15 protein-coding genes and 3 pseudogenes are annotated in these 18,964 nt (G+C 70.0%); 8 read left to right on the forward strand and 10 right to left on the reverse strand.

Annotation, left to right across the window (positions count from 1 at the left end; all coding sequences use genetic code 11):
• The first annotated feature begins 193 nt into the window (after window positions 1–193).
• On the forward strand, window positions 194–1,387 hold the full coding sequence (locus ACIBK0_RS30060; RefSeq protein WP_399086795.1) for a hypothetical protein: 1,194 nt from the start codon (window positions 194–196) through the stop codon (window positions 1,385–1,387).
• On the opposite strand, the gene ACIBK0_RS30065 is transcribed toward ACIBK0_RS30060, so the two are convergent.
• Entirely contained in the window at window positions 1,279–2,352 is a 1,074-nt protein-coding gene (locus ACIBK0_RS30065) for a DUF4331 family protein (protein ID WP_399086798.1), read from the reverse strand. The genes ACIBK0_RS30060 and ACIBK0_RS30065 overlap by 109 nt on opposite strands.
• A 404-nt stretch (window positions 2,353–2,756) precedes the next feature.
• Between ACIBK0_RS30065 and ACIBK0_RS30070 the strand changes: the two genes are divergently transcribed.
• Both ACIBK0_RS30070 and ACIBK0_RS30075 read left to right on the forward strand, forming a co-directional pair.
• On the forward strand, window positions 2,757–3,221 hold the full coding sequence (locus ACIBK0_RS30070; RefSeq protein ID WP_399086802.1) for a hypothetical protein: 465 nt from the start codon (window positions 2,757–2,759) through the stop codon (window positions 3,219–3,221).
• 386 nt (window positions 3,222–3,607) lie between these two features.
• Window positions 3,608–4,739 (forward strand): annotated as a pseudogene (locus ACIBK0_RS30075) (HoxN/HupN/NixA family nickel/cobalt transporter).
• Between the two features lie 201 nt (window positions 4,740–4,940).
• On the opposite strand, the gene ACIBK0_RS30080 reads toward ACIBK0_RS30075, so the two are convergent.
• The 5 genes from ACIBK0_RS30080 to ACIBK0_RS30100 all read right to left on the reverse strand — a co-directional run bounded on the left by ACIBK0_RS30080 (window position 4,941) and on the right by ACIBK0_RS30100 (window position 11,438).
• Window positions 4,941–5,558 carry a malonic semialdehyde reductase gene (locus ACIBK0_RS30080; RefSeq protein WP_399086804.1) on the reverse strand — a complete coding sequence of 206 codons (618 nt, stop codon included), beginning with the start codon at window positions 5,556–5,558 and terminating at the stop codon, window positions 4,941–4,943.
• Between the two features lie 147 nt (window positions 5,559–5,705).
• Window positions 5,706–7,724 (reverse strand): acetoacetate--CoA ligase, encoded by a 2,019-nt coding sequence (locus tag ACIBK0_RS30085; protein ID WP_399086807.1) that lies wholly within the window; start codon window positions 7,722–7,724, stop codon window positions 5,706–5,708.
• Complete coding sequence (locus ACIBK0_RS30090) at window positions 7,721–9,361, reverse strand: bifunctional 3-(3-hydroxy-phenyl)propionate/3-hydroxycinnamic acid hydroxylase (protein ID WP_399086810.1); 1,641 nt, start codon at window positions 9,359–9,361, stop codon at window positions 7,721–7,723. Before ACIBK0_RS30090 ends, ACIBK0_RS30085 begins: the two co-directional genes overlap by 4 nt.
• Window positions 9,358–10,296 carry a fumarylacetoacetate hydrolase family protein gene (locus ACIBK0_RS30095; RefSeq protein WP_399086813.1) on the reverse strand — a complete coding sequence of 313 codons (939 nt, stop codon included), beginning with the start codon at window positions 10,294–10,296 and terminating at the stop codon, window positions 9,358–9,360. Before ACIBK0_RS30095 ends, ACIBK0_RS30090 begins: the two co-directional genes overlap by 4 nt.
• Window positions 10,293–11,438, reverse strand: coding sequence for a VOC family protein (locus ACIBK0_RS30100; RefSeq protein ID WP_399086816.1), 1,146 nt, complete (start codon window positions 11,436–11,438; stop codon window positions 10,293–10,295). Before ACIBK0_RS30100 ends, ACIBK0_RS30095 begins: the two co-directional genes overlap by 4 nt.
• A 137-nt stretch (window positions 11,439–11,575) precedes the next feature.
• On the opposite strand from ACIBK0_RS30100, the gene ACIBK0_RS30105 reads away from it, so the two are divergent.
• From ACIBK0_RS30105 to ACIBK0_RS30120, 4 genes and pseudogenes are all read left to right on the forward strand, one after another.
• Window positions 11,576–12,211 (forward strand): TetR/AcrR family transcriptional regulator, encoded by a 636-nt coding sequence (locus ACIBK0_RS30105; RefSeq protein ID WP_399086819.1) that lies wholly within the window; start codon window positions 11,576–11,578, stop codon window positions 12,209–12,211.
• Between the two features lie 331 nt (window positions 12,212–12,542).
• Window positions 12,543–14,579, forward strand: a complete 2,037-nt coding sequence (locus ACIBK0_RS30110) for a SpoIIE family protein phosphatase (protein ID WP_399086822.1) — start codon at window positions 12,543–12,545, stop codon at window positions 14,577–14,579.
• An 18-nt stretch (window positions 14,580–14,597) separates the two neighbouring features.
• Window positions 14,598–14,958 (forward strand): annotated as a pseudogene (locus tag ACIBK0_RS30115) (hypothetical protein); the annotation flags it as partial.
• A gap of 35 nt (window positions 14,959–14,993) precedes the next feature.
• Window positions 14,994–15,143, forward strand: a complete 150-nt coding sequence (locus ACIBK0_RS30120) for a hypothetical protein (RefSeq protein ID WP_399086825.1) — start codon at window positions 14,994–14,996, stop codon at window positions 15,141–15,143.
• A gap of 22 nt (window positions 15,144–15,165) precedes the next feature.
• Here the strand turns inward: ACIBK0_RS30120 and ACIBK0_RS30125 are convergent, their stop codons facing one another.
• From ACIBK0_RS30125 to ACIBK0_RS30140, 4 genes and pseudogenes are all read right to left on the reverse strand, one after another.
• Window positions 15,166–16,962, reverse strand: coding sequence for an acyclic terpene utilization AtuA family protein (locus ACIBK0_RS30125; protein WP_399086828.1), 1,797 nt, complete (start codon window positions 16,960–16,962; stop codon window positions 15,166–15,168).
• Window positions 16,959–17,405 carry a MaoC/PaaZ C-terminal domain-containing protein gene (locus ACIBK0_RS30130; RefSeq protein ID WP_399086831.1) on the reverse strand — a complete coding sequence of 149 codons (447 nt, stop codon included), beginning with the start codon at window positions 17,403–17,405 and terminating at the stop codon, window positions 16,959–16,961. The genes ACIBK0_RS30125 and ACIBK0_RS30130 overlap by 4 nt, the downstream gene beginning before the upstream one ends.
• Window positions 17,405–17,950: a MaoC family dehydratase N-terminal domain-containing protein gene (locus ACIBK0_RS30135; protein ID WP_399086834.1), complete on the reverse strand. Its 546-nt coding sequence runs from the start codon at window positions 17,948–17,950 to the stop codon at window positions 17,405–17,407. The genes ACIBK0_RS30130 and ACIBK0_RS30135 overlap by 1 nt, the downstream gene beginning before the upstream one ends.
• Window positions 17,937–18,353 (reverse strand): annotated as a pseudogene (locus ACIBK0_RS30140) (CoA transferase); the annotation flags it as partial. The pseudogene ACIBK0_RS30140 and the gene ACIBK0_RS30135, both read right to left, overlap by 14 nt.
• Window positions 18,354–18,412: 59 nt before the next feature.
• Between ACIBK0_RS30140 and ACIBK0_RS30145 the strand changes: the two are divergent.
• Complete coding sequence (locus ACIBK0_RS30145) at window positions 18,413–18,568, forward strand: hypothetical protein (protein WP_399086837.1); 156 nt, start codon at window positions 18,413–18,415, stop codon at window positions 18,566–18,568.
• The last annotated feature ends 396 nt before the right edge of the window (window positions 18,569–18,964 follow it).

Below are 18,964 nucleotides of genomic sequence, written 5' to 3' on the forward strand. Positions count from 1 at the left end.
GATCTTTCTCGAGTAGTGGTTGCGGGTTCGGAGGGCTGTAGCGGTCCGTGGGACCACAGAGAGCTGGGGGCGGGACGGGGGCATCAGCCAGTGAGAGGCCGGGCCACGTTTGCCCTGCCGGGCTGGTGCGGGGTCGGCCGAACGGCATGCCGATCCGTCCGGCCGACCCCGTCGGTGCCCCATATCGCCGGCATTGCCGCTCGACGGCTATGGGGGCAGCCTGGGCAACGCGGTTCTGCGCGAGGACAGCGCGCTGGAACAGGGCATGGGCTCGGGATGTCTGGCGGAATGCGAGGTTCTGCAGCGCCAGTTGGAGCCCCCGCTCGGCATCGGCCCCCACGGTGAGCCAGAAGTCGGCCGCGTGGTCGGCGTAAGCCTCCGGGTGACGCAGCACGAGTTCGTCGTAGCCGGCTGCCGCGCGCTCGCGCCACTGGTTCGCCTCCTGGAACCTGTCGCATGCGTGCAACGCGGCCGCGAGGTGGCCGGCGTACTCGGGGTCGTCGCTGGCCCAGGTGAGGGGACGCAGGAGGGCGACGGCGGCCTGAGGGTCTTCGCGCAACAGCTCGACCTCGGCCAGGTGGCCCAGTGCCGGCGTGTAGTCGGGCACCCGGCGCCGGGCGGCCTCGTAGCACGAGCGGGCCGCATCGAGATCGCCCTCGCGGTGCCACATCACACCGCGTCGGAAATCCAACTGGGCGAGCGGAAACGGCGACGTCCCCTGATAGTGGCGCCGCGCCTCGCCGAACAGCCGCTCCGCCTCGGTGACCTCCCCGCGTTCGGCCTGGAGTACGGCGAGCGCGCCGAGCGTCGTGAAGTCGCTCTGCCGCTGCGCCGCTTTGCGGATCAGGGCCATGGCATCCGCGTGGCAGCCGAGGGCCTGCAGGACGACGGCTCGTTCCGCGTCCACTGTGGCCTCGTCCCCGCCGTTCCGGCCCGCCGCGCCGAGGTCGGCAACGGCCTCGGCGAAGCGGTGCAGGGTCGCCCGCGTCCTGGCGCGGGCGAGCAGGGCCGTGCCGTCCTCGGGTGCGCCGTGCACCAGCCGCTCAGCGAGGTCCGCGGCCTGCTCGTAGTCGGCGACGCGGCCCAGGATGTGGCCTCGGAGGTTGAGGAGGTCGATCAGGGCCGCCCCTTGCGCCACCGCCAACGGAGCCCCCGGCGTCCCCCCGGTACCCGCACGGCTGAGCCGTACGGCCAGGCCGTCGATCTGCCCGTGCAGATTCGTTACGGCGATGGTGCCGTTCGTCGTGACCGGCTCCCACTCCTGGGGAGACGCCCCGGTCATGCCGCTTCCTCGCGGGGAGGCATCTGTGCGGCCAGGCGGGCACCCAGGTCCGGCGGCGCCGGGTTGGGAGCGTTCAGGTGGGGGAAGGTGTCGGTGGCCAGCTGAGTGGGCTGGTCGACGCCGTCACTGATGCGCTCGCCGTCGATGCCGCCCACCAGCAGCGTGTAGAGGGTGTCCACGATGTCGTCGTTGAGCGACCGGCCACCGCAGGTCGTGTGCGGGCGGCCGGCGAGCAGGGCGGTCTCGATCTCGAAACAGCCGCCCTCTGAGAAGGGCTTGGACAGGTCGACTACGAGGAAGTCCGCCAGCAGCAGTTCGGTCAGCGGGTGAGCACCCTGCTCGTCCAGCGGCCAGGCGGTCTTGTCGTCCAGGCCGTCGTAGAAGGCCAGGTTGGCATTGAGCCGTGCGCGGTAGGTGCTCGCATAGTCGCGCCGCACACTGAAGGCGTCCTCTTCGTTGAAGAGGTCGCGGATCTCCAGATCGCTGTTGACGGTGTCGAACTTCCTGGGCGACATGACCACGTTCTTGATCTCCGGCCGGCCCATGCGCTCCAGCCGGACCGGGCGTCCACCACCGGAAGTCAGGGTCTCGCCGACGACCGCCACCAGCGAGCCGGCGGACGGGCCGAGCACCGCGGCGTCGATTTCGAGCACGATGCTCAGCGCGTTCAGGCCTTCCAGAACGTTGCTGGCATCAGACCTGAAGGCCAGCTTCCCCGTCGCCTCGGTGGCGATCACGCCCACGAAGTCGATGAAGAACGGGTCGAGCCGCGACCCGGCGAAGATCTTCAGTCCCTCGGCCTCGGTGGGCACCTCGTTGCCGACCTGGAAGGAGACTTTCCGGCCGCCGGGCGCCTGCCACGTGCCCGCCTGCACCAGGTTGCCCGTCCAGCCGACCTTCTGGGGGGCGTCGAAGGTGAAGTCGAAGACGTACTCGTCCTCGCCGACATTGAACGCCGCAGCGGCGCCCTCGCTCACGGACGTGATCGGCCGGACGCGGAAACGGTGGGTGATCACGTCGGAGAACAGGGCCGTAGGGGCCGAGGCAGGGAGCACGTTGAGGACGAGCACCAGGTTCCCCGGCCGCGCAGACGATCTTCCCGCACCCACGGCCCGCTCACCCCACCCCCCGGAATTGCGCAGCGGAGTCTCGGTCCGCCGCAAGCCACGTCTTGGCTGCTCAGCAGGCCGGCGCACCCAGGCCGCGACCAGAACTGGTGAGCTGAACCTCAGCGCTGCGGACCCTTGCATTCGACATTTTCGGACATTCTCTGATATCACTGTACTTCCATACAGCGTATGGAACTCAGCGGAGAGCCGCCGGATCGACGGCCTCCATTTCGACTGACGGTCGTCGGCTGTGCCCTCACGAGGGGTGAACTCGCCGATACGGCTTCGACATAGATGGGGCGCACCGCATCACCTGCACAGCAATCGCTGGGTTTGCGGACGACGCCAATACGAAGGAGATAACCATGAGGAAGCTCACGAAGCGCATTTCTCTCGCTGCCGCCTCCGCCGCGGTCGCGGGTGGCGCCGTTCTCGGCGCCGGGGGCACCGCATCGGCCGCGGTTCCCGAGTCTGCGCACGTGCAGCGCCCGGCCGTCAGCGTCAGGGCCGACGACTACCGCGGTGACCGCGGTGTCACCTACCGGCACAACTCCGAGGAGGGCTACCGCTGGGACGGACACCGCGGGCGACAGTACGGCGACCACTACACCACCTCCGACCGGTACGACCGCCGCGGCCACTTCTACTACTACTGGGACGACGAGGACCGCTGCTGGAAGCACGACCGCAACCACCGCTACGACTGGGACCGGCACGACCACGACTCGAACCGGTACGACCGCGACTGGGACCGGTACGACCACAACTGGGACCGGTATGACCGCGACTCGAACCGGTCCGACAATGACCAAGGCGGCGACAACCGGTAATACACGCGCCGTCGGCACGGGTGGGCTCAGACCGTGCACGTCGCCGTGACAACCGCCCGCGGCAGGGAAGGCGGACGCTGATCTCGCGATCAGCGACTCCTGACCGCACCCAGGAGGCAGGCAGGAGGGGCTGAGCGGCACCCTCCTGCCTGCCTCCGCCGACATTCCATACAGCGTACGGAACGGGTGATACCGTACAGCGCGTGAAACGTCCGGGCCGGCTTCGTTCGGCCGTGAGGCCCCCCTGGGCGGGCCTCACGGGTCTGCTCGTCGGAGTGGGCAGCAGCACCGACGAGAGCCGCGGCCGGCAACGAGGTGAGAACGGCTGCCGCGCGGCGAGATCCGTTCACCTTGATCACGTTCTTTGAAGTGAGGGAAGACCGCACATGACAGCCGCGCCCACGGCCACCGGCGGCCTCCGCTCCCGATGGCGACGCATCTCCGGCTCGATGAGCCGCGCCGAGTGGGGCCGCGCAGCCGGGATGGCCGCCTTCATCGTCGCGCTCCATGTCATCGGATGGTTCACGCTGGTGGCGATCGTGGCCCCCGAGCACTACAGCCTGGGTACCCAGGGCTTCGGGATCGGCATCGGGGTGAGCGCCTACACCCTGGGCATACGGCACGCGTTCGACGCCGACCACATCGCCGCGATCGACAACACCACCCGTAAGCTCATGGACGAAGGCCGACGTCCCCTGTCGGTCGGCTTCTGGTTCTTCTTGGGGCACTCCAGCGTCGTGTTCGTGCTGGCCCTGCTGCTCTCCCTGGGCGTCAAATCCCTTGCCACACCGGTCCGCGAGGACAACTCCGAGTTGCACCACGTCACCGAGCTGATCGGCACGACCGTCTCCAGGACGTTCCTCTACCTCATCGCCATCATCAACATCGTCATCCTTGTCGGCATCGGGAAGGTGTTCCGGCAGATGCGGTCCGGCCACTTCGACGAGGCCGCGCTGGAGCAGCAGCTCAACAACCGCGGCCTCATCAACCGCCTGCTGGGACGTGTGATGAAGTCGATCACCAAGCCGTGGCAGATGTATCCACTCGGCCTGCTGTTCGGTCTCAGCTTCGACACCGCCACCGAGGTCGCCCTGCTGGTGCTGGCCGGCTCCGGAGCCGCCTCCGGCCTGCCCTGGTACGCCATCCTCTGCCTGCCGGTCCTTTTCGCGGCCGGCATGAGCCTGCTGGACACCATCGACGGTTCTTTCATGAACTTCGCCTACGCCTGGGCCTTTCCCAAGCCGGTACGGAAGGTCTACTACAACCTCACCATCACCGGCCTGTCCGTCGCCGTCGCCCATCGGCACTGCCGAGCTGCTGGGCCTGCTCGTCGACAAGGCCGGCCTGCACGGCGCGTTCTGGGACTGGATCAGCGGCCTGGACCTGAACACCGTCGGCTTCGTCATCGTCGGCCTGTTCTTCGCCACATGGGCTGCTGCCCTGGCCGTGTGCAAGCTCGGCCGTATCGAGGAGAAGTGGACCGCCGGGATGCGGCCCGCCGAGCAACAGGTCGACTGACAGCGGGGGGAAGCGTGAGCCCGGCCGGAGGGCGCGGTTGTCGTCACGGGGCCCGTCGGCGCCCTGGTCCCGTTCCCGTGTCCTGACACCTCTGCGGAAAATCCGTCACAGCCACCTCGGTGAAGGGATGGGCGCCGGTACTCGGAAGAGCACCGGCGCCCACGGCATGGGGCCTGTCACCGCCGTGCGGCGGCAGTGCCGTCAGGCCCAGGCGACGGCGTCCTCGACGGGCACGCGAGGCAGCCGCGGGAACCACGGGTCCGCACCGGGGTGACCGATGTTGACCACCAGATGCGAGCGCCAGCTGGTAGCGGCGAAGAACTCCCCGTCCACGCCGGCCTTGTCGAAGCCCGCCATGGGACCGGCCGCGAGCCCCGCCGCGCGGACCGCGAGCAGGAAGACCCCGGTCTGCAGTGCCGAGTTGTAGGCGGCAAGGCTCTCGCGCCCGTCGATCTGGTCGGCGAACGCCGCTCGCAGCATGTCGCCGCGAGCCGGGAAGACTGTCGGCATCTGCTCGTGGAAGTCGACGTCGTACGCCAGGATCGCCACGGCCGGCGCACTGAGCGTCTTGGCCCTGTTGCCCTCGTCGAGATGCCGGACCAGTCGCTCCTTGCCCTCGCGGGTGCGCACGAAGAGCACGCGCAGAGGCTGGCCGTTGGCGGCGCTCGGCGACCAGCGGGCGAGTTCCCAGATCATGGCGAGTTCGTCGTCGGCAACGGCCACCTCGGCGAAGGTGTTCGCGGTGCGGGCCTCGGTGAACAGCACCTTTCGTCCGGCGTCGTCGAGGACATCGAGGGCCTGCGGTTCGCGGTCGGTCATGCTCATCATTTCTCTCTTACTTCGGTTGTGTGTGGTGCCGGGGCGGGTTGACCGCCCCGGCACCACCCCGTGGGGACGGGGTTTGCGGAGCCGGGCGGGGCACAAGGACCTGGTGCTGTCACGTGGGCCTGTGGTCCCCTGGCCGACTCATGTGTGGTGAGTTGACCGCTTGTTCCGCTCCGCGCCCAACCGGGCGAAGTAGGCGATCAGTTCGGGGTTGTCGACCGCCGCGGGGTTCAGGACCTGCTCGGCGGGGGCACCCTGGAGCAGACGCTTGACGGGAACCTCGAGCTTCTTGCCGGTCTTCGTGTGCGGGAGAGCCGGTACAGCGATGATCTCGTCGGGGACGTGACGGGGTGAGGCGCCGGCGCGGATCGCGTCGCGGATCCGGTCGCGCAGGGAGTCGTCCAGACCGACCCCGTCGGCGAGGACCACGAAGAGCGGCATCCAGTAGCCGCCGTCAGGTTCCTCCGCGCCGATGACGAGGGCCTCGGTGATCTCGGGGAGATGTTCGACGACGTCGTGGATGTCGGCACTGCCCAGGCGCACGCCGTTGCGGTTCAGGGTGGCGTCGGAGCGGCCGTGGACGATCACCGAGCCGTGCGAGGTGAGCGTGATCCAGTCGCCGTGCCGCCACACCCCGGGGTAGGCGGCAAAGTAGGCGTCGCGGTAGCGGCTGCCGTCGGGGTCGTTCCAGAAGTACAGCGGCATGGACGGCATGGGGCGAGTGACGACCAGTTCGCCGACCTGATCGAGGACAGGGGTGCCCGTCGCGTCGTAGGCGGCCAGCGCCACGCCCAGGCTGGGGGCGGACAGCTCCCCCGCCCAGACGGGGGTCGTGGAGGCGCTGCCGGCGAAGCCGGAGACGATGTCCGTGCCGCCGCTGGTGGAGGCCAGCTGGACGCCGGCGCCCACGTGGTCGCGGACCCAGGGGTAGGCGGATGCGGGCAGAGCGGAGCCGGTGCAGCCGACGACGCGGATGGCCGACAGGTCGTGCGCGGAGGGTTCGATGCCCAGTTTGGCCATGGCCAGCAGGTACTGGGGGCTGGTGCCGAAGACGGTGACCCTGTGACGGGCCGCCAGCTCCCACAGGACATCCGGACGCGCCTGCGGTGCCGGGCTGCCGTCGTAGGTGCAGGTGGTGGCACCGGTCAGCAGGGTGGAGACGACCAGGTTCCACATCATCCAGTGGGTGGTGGTGTACCACAGCAGGCGGTCGCCGGTGCCCAGATCGGTGTGCAGGCCGAGCATCTTGAGGTGTTCGAGCAGGACCCCGCCGTGCCCATGGACGATGCCCTTGGGCAGGCCGGTGGTGCCGGAGGAGAAGACGACCCACAGAGGGTGGTCGAACGGCACCGGGGCGATGGTGAGGTACTCGGCGCGGGTGGCCGCGTCCTCCCAGGGCACGGTCAGCCCCGAGTTCCCGCCCTCGGGCCAGGCAAGGCCCACGTGGTCCACGAGCACCGTGGCCTTCAGCGTCGGCAGGGCGGCGGCGAGTTCGAGCGAGGCGGCGCGGCGATCGTGGGTGGTGCCGTTGAACAGGTAGCCGTCCGCGGTGATGAGCACCGTGGGTTCGAGCTGGGCAAAACGGTCGGCGGCGGCCTTGGGTGCGTAGTCCTGGCCGCACACCGACCACACCGCGCCCAGGCTTGCGGTGGCGAGGAAGGCGACGATGGCGTGGGGGGTGTTGGGCAGATAGCCCACCACCCGGTCGCCCTGTCCGACGCCCAGGTCGCGCAGGCTGGCAGCGACGGAGGCGACCCGGGCGCGCAGCTCCCGGCCCGTGATCTCGTAGCCGGCTCCGGTCTCGTCCAGGGCGGTGATCGCGGGAGCGTCCGGCTGCAGGTTGCGCAGCGCGTGGTGGGCGTAGTTGAGGGTGGCGCCGGGGAACCAGCGGGCGCCGGGCATGGTCTCCTCGGCCAGCACCCGCTCGTACGGAGTCGTCGCGGCGATGTCGAAGTACTCCCACACCGCGGCCCAGAACCCTTCGAGGTCGGTGACGGACCAATGATGCAGGGCCCGGTAGTCCGTGGGGTCCTGGATCCCTTCGGCGCCCCGGTGCCGGGCCGCCCATCGGGCGAAGTCCGCGATACGGCTGCGCACGGCCGACTTCGGGTCGGGAGTGAAGAAGGGTTCCGGATACGGCGCCAGGTGCGGGGTGGTCATGGTGTGGTGCTCCTTGTCACGGGCCGGGCGTCGGCGGTGCGGCGGGCCGTGTGCAGCAGGGGGGCCCAGGCGACGGTCTCCGTGAAGTCACCGGTGCCGGACGGGACGATGTCCATCACGACGCGGTCGGGGCGCAGCAGGACGGCGTCGGCACGGCCGCGTGCCAGCCAGCCGGCCAGGGTGCCGTCGTCGCCCAGGTCGTCGACGTGGATGGTCGGGGCGCCCAGCGCCGCGGCCACGGCCGCCATCTGCACCGTGGGCGGAACAGCGGTCAGAACCGCGAAGGAGTCCCCGAGGACGTCATCGAGGCGCACTCGCCTGCCGTCATGTCGTATCCAGGGCTGCGGGCAGAAGGTGCCGGCCAGCACGCGGCCGGTCAGCCTGGGGCGGCGCCGTACGAGTGGACCGGCGGTCAGGGCGGGGCTGAGGTCACGGCTCACCGCCTCGGTCACGCCGGGGATGCGACAGACCGTGCCCACGACGGCCCGGCGGAACGCCGCACCGCGGTCCTGTCCACCGGTCATGGCCCAGCCGACGGCGACCGCCACGCGGATCACATGACGGGCGTGCGGCTTGCGCTCGCGTTCGTAGGTGTCCAGCAGCCCGTCGTGTGCGCCCTGTTGGAGGACGCGGGCGAGCTTCCAGGTGAGGTTGCGGGCGTCGCGCAGGCCCGCGCATAGACCCTGCCCGACGAAGGGCGGGGTGAGGTGGGCGGCGTCGCCCAGCAGGAAGACACGCCGCCTGCGCCACCGGTCGGCGAGACGGGCCTGGAAGGTGTACTGAGCCTGCCGTATCACCTCGAAGTCCTCGCCCTGCGAGGCGTCGGGCGGCAGGTCCACCCAGGGGGCGACCAGCTCGCGCAGTCGCTCCCATCCGTCCGGGCCGTCCAGACTCTGGTCGTCGGCCAGTCGGAACTCCCAGCGGTAGCGGTCCTCGCCGACGCGCATGAAGGTGGCCGGCCGGGTGGGGCAGCAGATCTGCTCGGCGCCTTCCCAGGTACGCACCGGGCGGCTGGTGCGCACGTCGATGACCCGCCAGCTCTCCTCGAAGTGCAGGTCCTCCCACACGGCGCCGATGGCATCACGGGTGAGGCTGCCCGCACCGTCGCAGCCGAGGACGGCATCGGCCCACAGGTGCTCCTCCTCGTCGTTGCCGTCGCGCCGGAAGGTGACCCGGACCGGACCCGTCGGATCATTCGGTCCGTCGGTGTCCCGTGGGACGGGCTGGGTGACGGACACCACCTCCACCCCGCTCCACAGCTCGCATTCCGGGCGCCGCTTCAGGGCGTCGCGCAGCAGGCGTTCCAGCTCGGGTTGGTCGAACATGCTGGTCTGCGGGAAGCCGTGGTGTCCGTGCAGGGACCGCGGGAACTCGGTGATCACGCGGCGCCGGGCGTCCAGCAGCCGCAGCCCGGGCGCCGGGCGGGCGATGGCGGCGAACTCCTCGTGGACACCGACGCTCTGCAGGATCCGGCGGATCTCGTCGTCCACGACGACCGCGCGCGGCAGGGGGTAGATGTCCCCGTGGCGTTCGAGGAGCAAGCTGCGCACTCCGTGCCGGGCGAGCAGCAGGGCGGCCGTGACCCCGACGGGTCCCGCTCCGATGATCACCACCGGCCTCTGGGATGCGGCCTTCATGGAGCGTCCGTAACGGGGGTCCGCTGCTCGCCGAGTTCGATCCGCCCGTCCGGGGTGGCGATCGTGGCGGTGATGAGGTCACCGTTCTGCAGGTAGAGGGGGTTCTTGGCCTGGCCCTTGAAGAACGCCTTCCACTTCAGTGCGGGCGGCAGCAGCGCAGCGATCTTCTCGGCCGGCTTGGGCGGGGCCTTCAGGGCGGTACCGCCGGGAGTGCCGGTCAGCAGCAGGTCGCCCGGGTCCAGGGTCTGGAAGCGGGCGAGCAGGGTGAGCGCCTGTGCGGGGCGTACGATCATGTCGGCCAGGGTGCGGTCCTGGCGCGACACGCCGTTGACCGACAGCCGCAGCCGCAGGTTCAGCAGATGGGCGAAGTCCTCGGGCTCCAGCAGGGCCAGGTACGGCCCCGTCGGCGTGAAGGTCGGATAGGACTTGCTCTCGTAGAACTGGGTCTTGGTCAGCTGGACGTCGCGGGCGCTGACGTCGTTGGTCAGGACAAGGCCGGCGACGTAGCGCGGCAGGTCCTGCTCCTCGACGACGGTGCCCACGGGCAGGGTGGCGCCCATGACGAGGCCGAGTTCCACCTCGTAGTCGAGGAACTTCACGTGCGCGGGGCGGATGATCGGGTCGTGGGGGCCGCTGACCGAGCCGGACGCCTTGCGGAAGAAGGTGGGCGGGATGTCGCCGGTGAAGCCCGAATCCTTGGCGTGGCTGCGGTAGTTGACCATCTGGGCGACCACCCGGCACGGGGTGGTGACCGGAGGCAGCGCCACCAGGTCGGCGACGGGCGTGCCGCTCTCGGCGGAGGCGGCGGCTTCGCGGACAGCCTCCCGGTCGGCCAGCAGTTCGGCGGTGGTGACGGCCTTGGTCTCGACGCGGACGGCGCGCTCGTCCCGGACGACCCACCAGCCGTCGGAGGTGCGCAGAACGTTGGTGCTCATGAGCTCATCGCTTTCATCAGGCCCAGCAGGCGTGCGGGGTCGAGTTCGTTGTCGCCACGCAGGGCCGTCATGACCTCGCGCAGCTTGGCGGGGGACGGGCTGGCGCCCAGGAAGTCGCGGGTGACCGGCGGGCCCCACTGGGCCAGGCCGCTCGCCGACATCGGGGCCCAGCCGGGGTCCAGGTCGCAGGAGAAGAGGTCGCCGTCGGCGAAGTGCTCCAGCATGAAGTGGTCGGGGTCGCGCCAGTAGTCGAACAGCTGGCTGCCCTGGATGTGCCGGCCGATGCCCCAGCTGCGCCTGTAGCCCCGCTCGGCCAGGTACTCCCCACCGGCGGCGATCGTGTCGAGGTCGGTGACCTGGTAGGCCGAGTGGACGTAGCCGGTGCCAGGCCCCAGGTGCAGGGCCAGCGTGTGGTGATCGACGGCCACGCTCCCCTGGTCGCACCGGATGAACGCCATCGTCGGCCCGCGCCCGCGCTGCCCGTCCAGGAACAGGAAGTCGGACACGATCATCCCGAGGGTGTCCAGGTACCAGTCCAGGGTGCGGGCGAACACCCGTGTTTCCAGCACCACATGGCCCAGCCGCTGGATGCGGGACGGCTCGCGGGGCGGACGCTGGGTGGCGTTCGTACGACGGTGATCGGTACCGAAGTTGAGGATCAGCGGCTCCTGCTCGGGCAGGGCGGGCAGCTGCTCGGCGCAGTGCACGACCCGGACCGGCAGGCCCGAGGGATCGAGCAGGGCGACCGACTGCCCGCCGCCCGGTACGCCGATGTCCCGGACGGTACTGCCGGTGGCGCTGGCCAGCCGGTCCAGGTCGGCCCGCTCGGTCGCGCGGAACGCCGGCCCGATGAACCGGGACGCACGCCCCCGCCGGATGACCATGCAGGGTGAGCCCGCGAAGGTGCCGCGCAGCCACAGCTCCCCCTCGGTGCGGGCGGCGATCGCGAACCCGAAGTCACGCGCGAAGACCTCGGCCCGGTCCAGGTCCGGCTTCTCGAACTCGAGCCAGGCCAGATCCGCCGCCTTGATCACGGGATTCCGGGAACGTCCGGGGTGCTCTCCGCGCAGGGCCCCCTGCTCACTGTGGAGGTCTTGGTGGGGCGTCTGGGGAGCGGCCCTGTTAACGGGGGTGTGGGACATGGTGTCCTCCAAGCAACACTGCTGTAATGAGGAAATCATCAACTTTGCCGTTACCCATCGTCAATAGAGTGGACCCAAATAATTGATAATCTCATCAGTAATGGCAGACTCATCGCGGCGGTTGTTACACTCGCCGTATGCCGACGTCAGCCCCGCCTAAGAACCGCTTCGAACGGCGCCGTGCCGAGACGCGTCAGGCGCTCGTCCGTGCGGCCCGGCAGATCCTCGCGGAGACCGGGGACACCAGCGCCACCATCCAGGCGATCGCCGAGCGCGCGGACGTCGGTTTCGGCTCCTTCTACAACCACTTCGAGTCCAAGACGGAGCTGTTCGACGCCGCGGTGACAGACGCCCTGGACGAGTTCGGGCAGGTCATAGACGAGCGCGTACAAGGAATCGACGACCCGGCCGAGCTCGTCGCCGCGGGCTTCCGGCTCACCGCCCGCATGGCCGACTCGCACCCTGAACTCATGCGGATCCTGCGTGACCGCGGTCTGGCCTACATCCACTCCGAGCGCGGACTCGCCCCGCGAGCCCTGCGCGACCTGGAGAACGGCATCGCCTCGGGCCGCTTCACCTCCCGCAACGCGACCACCGCCCTGTCCGCCTTGGGCGGCACGCTGATGTCCCTCGTGGCGCTGCGGCTGGCCCGCCCCGACCTCGACGGGGACGAGGCCGCCTCGGACCTGGCCGAAATGGTCCTGCGCATGCTGGGCGTCCCGCCGGACGACGCCCATGAGGTCACCCGGCGCCCCCTGCCCGGCCTCGGTTGAGCCGGAGCACCGGCTCTGCGCCAGGCCCCGTGGACACCGGAAGCCGTGAGCGCCACCCCCTCCGCCGGTGGCCGCGCGGACCCTCGTCCTCGACCACGACCAGGCCGTGAGGCCGGGCTCCTCCCAGGCACCGCGCAGCCAGATGCGGCCAGCTGAGGCTTCACGGTCCACCAGGACGGCGTAACGTCGTCAATGTGGACTTCACCGCGGACAGTCTCCCTCTTGCGCTGCGCGTGAACTCAGCCCGCGAGCGGACGAGCTGATCCACGACGTAGAGGAATGCCTGCGGCGCGAGGTCCCCGACCTGTGGGACGAACCAGACATCGCACAGATGACGGGGGAGAATGTCGCCGAGCACGTCGTCGCACTACTTTTCGGCATCGAGCACGGCATCGAGCCAAGGCGGATCGATCCGCCAGCCGCCGACGCAGAGCGCGCGCGTCGGCTGGCTCAGCGCGGGAAGCCGGTCACAGCGATGCTGCGCGCCTTCCGGCTCGCACAGGGCCGTGTCCTCGACCGGCTGCTCGAGGAACTGCTCCGGCTCAGCAGCGATGCCGAGCCGATCAACGCGGCGACACGCAAGCTGATCGCGCTGGCGACCGAGTACATGGACCGCATATCGGAGACGGGCGTCCTGGCCTTCCAAGAGGAGCGGGATCGCCGGGTGCAGTGGCGGCTGTCGGTGGTGAACGAGGCGAGCGTACGAGTCGGGACGACCCTGGACATCGCCCGCACCGCCCAGGAGTTGGCGGACCTGGCCACCGACCACTTCGCCGACGCCGTCACCGTCGACCTCCTCGACACGTCTTTCGGGGAAGAGCCTCCTGCGAAGGGCACACTCGTGGTCCGCCGGGTCGCCCAGCGGTCGGTGATGGACGGTTACCCCGAGACGACCTATCTGGAAGCGATCTCCGGGGAGTCGTCGGTTCCGCCGCAGCAGCTCCACAGGTATCCGGACGGATCACCACCGGCTCGCGCCCTGGTCACCGGCCGGCCCTCACGGCACCACCTCGGTCCGTCCGCATCAATGCTGCTGGTACCGCTGTGCGCCCGTGGGACCACGCTGGGTGTCGCTCAGTTCTTCCGTCACCACAAGCTCGACGCGTACGGGGACGAGGACCTGCTCCTCGCCCAGGAGATCGCGGCCAGGGCCGCGGTGGCCATCGACAACGCCTCGCGCTACACGCACGCACGTGCCACCGCCCTCGCCCTCCAGCGCAGTCTGCTCCCGCGCAGTACACCCGCGCAGTCCGCCGTGGAGGTCGCCTGCCGCTACCTGCCTGCTGCCGCCCAACTCGGCGTGGGCGGCGACTGGTACGACGTCATCCCGCTGTCCGGTGCCCGGGTCGCCCTCGTCGTGGGCGACGTGGTCGGCCACGGCATCCACGCCGCCGCCACCATGGGCCGACTGCGGACCGCCGTGCGCACCCTCGCCGACATCGACCTGCCGCCCGACGAACTCCTCACCCACCTGGACGACGTCGTCATCCGCCTGGCCGCCGAAGTCTCTGCCCAAACGGACACCGAATCCGCGGGGGACATCGGGGCCACCTGCCTGTACGCCGTCTACGATCCCGTCGCCGGCCGCTGCACCCTCGCCCGCGCGGGCCACGTGCTGCCCGTCGTGATGACCCGGGACGGAACCGCCGACATCCTCGAGCTGCCCGCCGGCCCGCCACTCGGCCTGGGCGGCCTGCCGTTCGAGGCGGCGGAGATCGACCTGCCCGAGGGCAGCCTCATCGCCCTCTACCCCGACGGCCTGATCGAGGCCCTCGACCACGACGTCGAGGCGGGCCTCACCCGACTGTGCCACGCCCTCGCGCACTCCCCCGCCTCCCTGGAGGCGACCTGCGACACCGTCCTCGAAGCGCTGTTGCCCGCAGACCGACCGCACGACGACGTGGCACTCCTCCTGGCCCGCACCCACACCCTCGGAGACCGTCAGGTCGCCACCTGGGACGTGGATGCCGACCCGGCCGAGGTCGCCCGGGCCAGAGCGAGCGTCTCCGAGCAGCTGACCACCTGGGGACTGGAGGAACTCGACTTCACCACCGAACTGGTCGTCAGCGAACTCGTCACCAACGCCATCCGCTACGGCCGGCCCCCCATCCAGCTGCGTCTCATCCACGATCGCACCCTCATGTGCGAGGTCGCGGATGCCGGCAGCACGACTCCGCACCTGCGCCGGGCCCGTGTCTTCGACGAGGGCGGGCGAGGTCTGTTCCTCGTCGCCCAACTCTCCGAACACTGGGGAACGCGCCATGCCCGAAGTGGCAAGACAGTCTGGGCGGAGTGCGCCCTGGCCGCGCCGGAGCTCTTCTCAGACGCGGCAGCGCTGGACGTGGAGGGTATTCCCGGGGTCGTATGAGCACCATCTCGCCCGGCCCGCCGAGACGATCGCGAGGTTCCTCGGGGGCTTCGCCTGGCTGACGATGCAGCACCCAACGAAGGCACCTTCGCCATCTGCTCCTTCTGGTACGTCGAAGCCCTCACCCGCGTCGGAGGGCACGCTCCCGGGCGTCGGGCAGCGGGTCGACGGCGATGATCGGCGCGGCGCCGGCCAGGCGGGCAACGCGTTGGACGAAGCCCGTCTTGCCTTCGAGAAGATGCTCACCTACGCCAACCATTTCGGCCTGTACGCCGAGGAGATCAGCCACACCGGAGAGCAACTGGGCAATTCATCCAAGCGTTCACCCACCTCGCCCCTCATCAGCGCCGCCTTCAACCTCGACCACGCGCTGGGCTGACGGGCGGGCCCGGCGGCGTCCCTGGAGCAGTCACCGTGCGAGCCTCCGATACCCGGCTCATGCTGGGCGCCTACGCCGCGCTCGGCGCACTGATCCCCCACCTCGGCACGGCACGCCTGATTGACCCCCCTACCGGCAGAACGCCCATCTTCCGCGGGCCGCGCCACCTGCCCGTCCAACTGTGAGGTCTGTCGGGTCACGGCGTCGTCAGGATCGCACCAGAGATCGCGGCACCTTGATGCTCCGTGAGCGCAGCCATTCGCCGAGTGCTTTGGCCTGCGAGTCCAGCCGCAGTGTCGAGGTGGCGCCGGTCCCGAGCAGTCCTCGGACGAGGAAGTTGACCGCGCCCAGGTTGGGGAGTTCGTGGCGCGAGATCTCCAGTCCGCGTGTTTCGGGAAGAAGGCGTCGCAGTTCGTCGACGGTGAGGGTCGACCTGAGCCAGTCCCATGCCGCACCGTCGCGTACCCAGACGCCGAGATTCGCGTCGCCGCCCTTGTCGCCGGAGCGGGCGTGCACGATCTCACCGAGTGGGGCGACGACGAGTTCGTCCGCCCGGGGCACAGGCACCGATGGCGCGAGCGCCTGCTCGGCCTGCGGCATCACCTCGCCACCGGCGCCGTCCGGGTTGCCGGGGACGATGATCTCGGTCGTGCCGTCGTAGTGGTGGACCGTGTGCTGGAGCATCCGCTGGTCGAGCAGTGCCGGCCAGTAGACACCGAACGCGGACCCCGGTTGCGGAGGGCCGAGGGAGTACAGCCCGGGATAGCTGGACAGGGCCAGCTCGACCACGCGCGACGAGAAGCCGCGCCCGGCGGCCTGCTGCGTCCCCTGCACAGTGATCCTGAGCAGCTCGGTTCCCGCGTTCTGTGTGTCAGGATCGGGCTGGGCCCGCCCGATGCGCTCGACGGCGACCGCGTCGAGCCCGCGGGCGGCCTCGGCGTAGCGGTGGACGAATCCCTCCAAGAGGGCGGCCTTCGCGTCGAGGTCCGTGCCGGTCAGCGCGAGGATCGCGCTGTTCGTCCAGCCTCCCACCCCTGTGATCGCGACCTTGGTCGTCCTGGATGGCGCCGAGCCTCGCACGCCGCTGATCCGGACGCGGTCCTCGCCGACGTCTGCCAGCGTGGCGGTGTCCAGGTGGGCGGTCACGTCGGGGTTGAGATAGGCGGGTTCACCGATCTCGTAGAGCAGTTGGGCGGTGACCGTGTCCTGGGTGACCACGCCGCCGGTGCCCGGGTTCTTGGTGATCACCGAGGAGCCGTCGGCGGCGATCTCGGCGATCGGGAACCCCGGCTCCACGAGGTCGGGGACGGAACGGAACCCGGAGAAGTTGCCGCCGGTCGCCTGAGGCCCGCACTCGATGACGTGTCCGGCGGCGACCGCGCCGGCGAGGGCGTCGTGGTCGTCAGGCGTCCAACCCCACCACCAGGCGGCGGGACCGACGACCCGGGAGGCGTCGGTGACGCGGCCCGTGACGACGATGTCGGCGCCGTCGTGGAGGGCGCGCGCGATGCCGAAGCCGCCGAGGTAGGCGTTGGCCGTCAGCGGCTGGTGCGGCCAGTCCGACAGCGGCTGACCACTCGTCAGGTGCGGCAGGCAATGGCCCACTTGCCGCAGACCGTCGAGGCTGCCGAAGACGTCGTCGCCTTCGATATGGGAGACCCGCAGGTCGTGACCCTGGCGTGCGATCAGTTCGCGGGTCGCGGCGGCCAGCCCGGCGGGGTTGAGTCCTCCGGCATTGACGACGAGCCTGATCCGGTTGTCGACGAGGTGCTCGAGCGCCACGTCGAGGTGCTGCAGGAAGGTGGTCGCAAAGCCCTTCGTGCTGTCCTTGGCGCGCGCCTTCCCGAGGATCAGCATCGTGACCTCGGCGAGGTAGTCACCGGTGAGGACGTCGATGCCGCCCGCTCGGGCCATGTCGGCCATGGCCGAGGCGCGGTCGCCGTAGAAGCCGGAGCAGTTCCCGACGCGGAGGGGGCGCCGACCCCGTTCTGATGCTGACGTCATGCCAAATCTTCCGGTGCAGAGGAGCGAAGACCGCCGACGTTCTCTCCCTCGGCCCTGCTGACCAGTACCGTCCCTTCGAACCCCACCTCGCCGGAGGGGTGTTCCTCGGCGAGCTCAAGGGTCATGCGGTCGCCCTCGATGTGGGTCACCCGCGCGGTATAGGCCAGGTTGGCGGGCACACAGACGGGCTTGCGCAGGCGGTAGGCGACCTTCGTCACGCGCCAGTCGGGGCCGAGAGCCTCGGTGACACAGCGCAGGGCAAGCGCCGCTCGCAGGTGGGAGTGCACCACGAGACCGCCGTGGCCCTCCTCGCGTGCGTAGGGCTCGTCGAAGTGGATGCGGTGGGGGTTCCAGGTGACCGCGCTGTAGCGGAACAGCTGAAAGGCCGTAGCCGTGTGCTTGAGCCGTGGGAGCGTGTCCCCGACCTGGTAGTTGATGGACACTACGACTCCTGCAAGGGGTTGCGCAGTACGACGGTGCGCCGGTTGCGGTTGAGGACGGCACCCTGGGCGGACGTGAACGTGTGGAGGGTGGTGACGAACACGCAGGTGCCGCCGCGGGTCTGCTTGGGAGTGACCGCCTCGAGGGTGGTTTCGAGCATGACCTCCGTGCCCGCGGTCACGGGGTTGACCAACTCCATCTCTTCGCCGGCGCCCATGGCGCGCAGCCCGAGGTCGCCGTCACCGAGGGGTGTGTCACCGCCGAGGGGGGTTCCGTCGGGCTGAAGCTGGGCCTCGGGGGTGCCGATCCCCCACTCCACGATCGCGGCGAGCATGTTCGGTGGCGCCACGACATCCGCGTACCCGGCCGAACGTGCGACCGCGGCGTCGTAGTGGACCGGGTCCGCGGCGCCGATGGTCAGTGCGTAGCGGCCGATGCTCACTGCGTCCAGCGTGCCGAGGCTCCGGCGCGAGAGGACGGCTCCGGTCCGCGGCTGGGTCTGGTCGTAGTACTCCGCCAGCGGAGTACCGGGTTCAGGTGTGAACATGCCTGGGATCCTCATCATTGATCTGGGTGCCGGCTTCGCCGGCCGCATCCGCGTGGCCGGCAAGCTCCGCGAGAACCTCCCGCGTCGACTCGCCCAGCGGCGGGGCGGCCCGCAGCGGGCCCACCGGCGAGTCGCTGAGCCTCAGAGGGCATCCCGCAACCGGCACCCGGCCCCTGGCGGGGTGCTCGACGTACTGGATCATGCCGCGCTGGATCAGGTGCTCGTCGGAGTCGACCTCGCGGATCGACTTGACCGGCGCGCAGGGCACACCGGCGGCCTGCAGGTCCCGCACCAGCTCGGCCCGCGTCCGCGTCCTGGTGAGGGAAGAGACCTGCTCGTCGACCGCGTCGATGTGGGCGACCCGGTCCTTCTGCGTGCGGAACCTGGGGTCGTCGAGCAGCGTCGGCGACGCTACGCCGACTCGCCTTCAACCGCGGAGTCACGTTCAAGGACGCCTTTGCCGTGGCCACGCCCCTGTTGGCATCCGACGGCAGGCCGATAGCGGCGATCAGTGCGGCCCTCGACCCCGCAGAAGCGGATCGTCTCGACGACGTCGGCGAGGAGCTCAAGAAGGCAGTCGCCGTTCTCGGCCCCCGGTACGGGCTCAACCACGCCTGATCCCCCGCGTCGGCGGGCGACCCGGCTGTCGCCCGCCGGTGATATCCAGCCATCGCGGCAAACGCCGCCGCCCGCTGCACCCTCATGCGCGCGGCCAACACGGCTCACCAAGACCCTTGTCACCTTCTCGGCCGTGAACGGTCGAGCTTGTGTACTCGGTCGTTCACACCTCGTCGCGCTCCCGACTGTCCCCTACGACAGGACGGTCACGGGTCGCATCCACCCTTAACCCCTTTGGTTTAGGGGGAGGGTGCGGGTGCGGTGACGAACACCCACGCCGAGCGTGCGCGGTCGCGCACGCTGACCCCGGCGACGACGTCAGCGGGGCCGGCGAGCCCGCACCAACGACAGCAAAAATGGTCCCGGCTGGGCCGGTTGGCCCGCTCGATGTGGCCG

The sequence above is a fragment of the Streptomyces sp. NPDC050564 genome, assembly GCF_044457265.1.
In the GTDB taxonomy this organism is placed as follows: Bacteria; Actinomycetota; Actinomycetes; order Streptomycetales; family Streptomycetaceae; genus Streptomyces.

Bases quoted from the DNA above. Each gene is read 5' to 3' on its own strand.
- ACIBK0_RS30085 (WP_399086807.1), bottom strand. From the start codon at position 7,724: ATGACCACCCCGCACCTGGCGCCGTATCCGGAACCCTTCTTCACTCCC.
- ACIBK0_RS30100 (WP_399086816.1), bottom strand. From the start codon at position 11,438: ATGTCCCACACCCCCGTTAACAGGGCCGCTCCCCAGACGCCCCACCAA.
- ACIBK0_RS30070 (WP_399086802.1), top strand. From the start codon at position 2,757: ATGAGGAAGCTCACGAAGCGCATTTCTCTCGCTGCCGCCTCCGCCGCG.
- ACIBK0_RS30080 (WP_399086804.1), bottom strand. From the start codon at position 5,558: ATGACCGACCGCGAACCGCAGGCCCTCGATGTCCTCGACGACGCCGGA.
- ACIBK0_RS30110 (WP_399086822.1), top strand. From the start codon at position 12,543: ATGACGGGGGAGAATGTCGCCGAGCACGTCGTCGCACTACTTTTCGGC.
- ACIBK0_RS30095 (WP_399086813.1), bottom strand. From the start codon at position 10,296: ATGAGCACCAACGTTCTGCGCACCTCCGACGGCTGGTGGGTCGTCCGG.
- ACIBK0_RS30105 (WP_399086819.1), top strand. From the start codon at position 11,576: ATGCCGACGTCAGCCCCGCCTAAGAACCGCTTCGAACGGCGCCGTGCC.
- ACIBK0_RS30090 (WP_399086810.1), bottom strand. From the start codon at position 9,361: ATGAAGGCCGCATCCCAGAGGCCGGTGGTGATCATCGGAGCGGGACCC.
- ACIBK0_RS30135 (WP_399086834.1), bottom strand. From the start codon at position 17,950: ATGTTCACACCTGAACCCGGTACTCCGCTGGCGGAGTACTACGACCAG.
- ACIBK0_RS30125 (WP_399086828.1), bottom strand. From the start codon at position 16,962: ATGACGTCAGCATCAGAACGGGGTCGGCGCCCCCTCCGCGTCGGGAAC.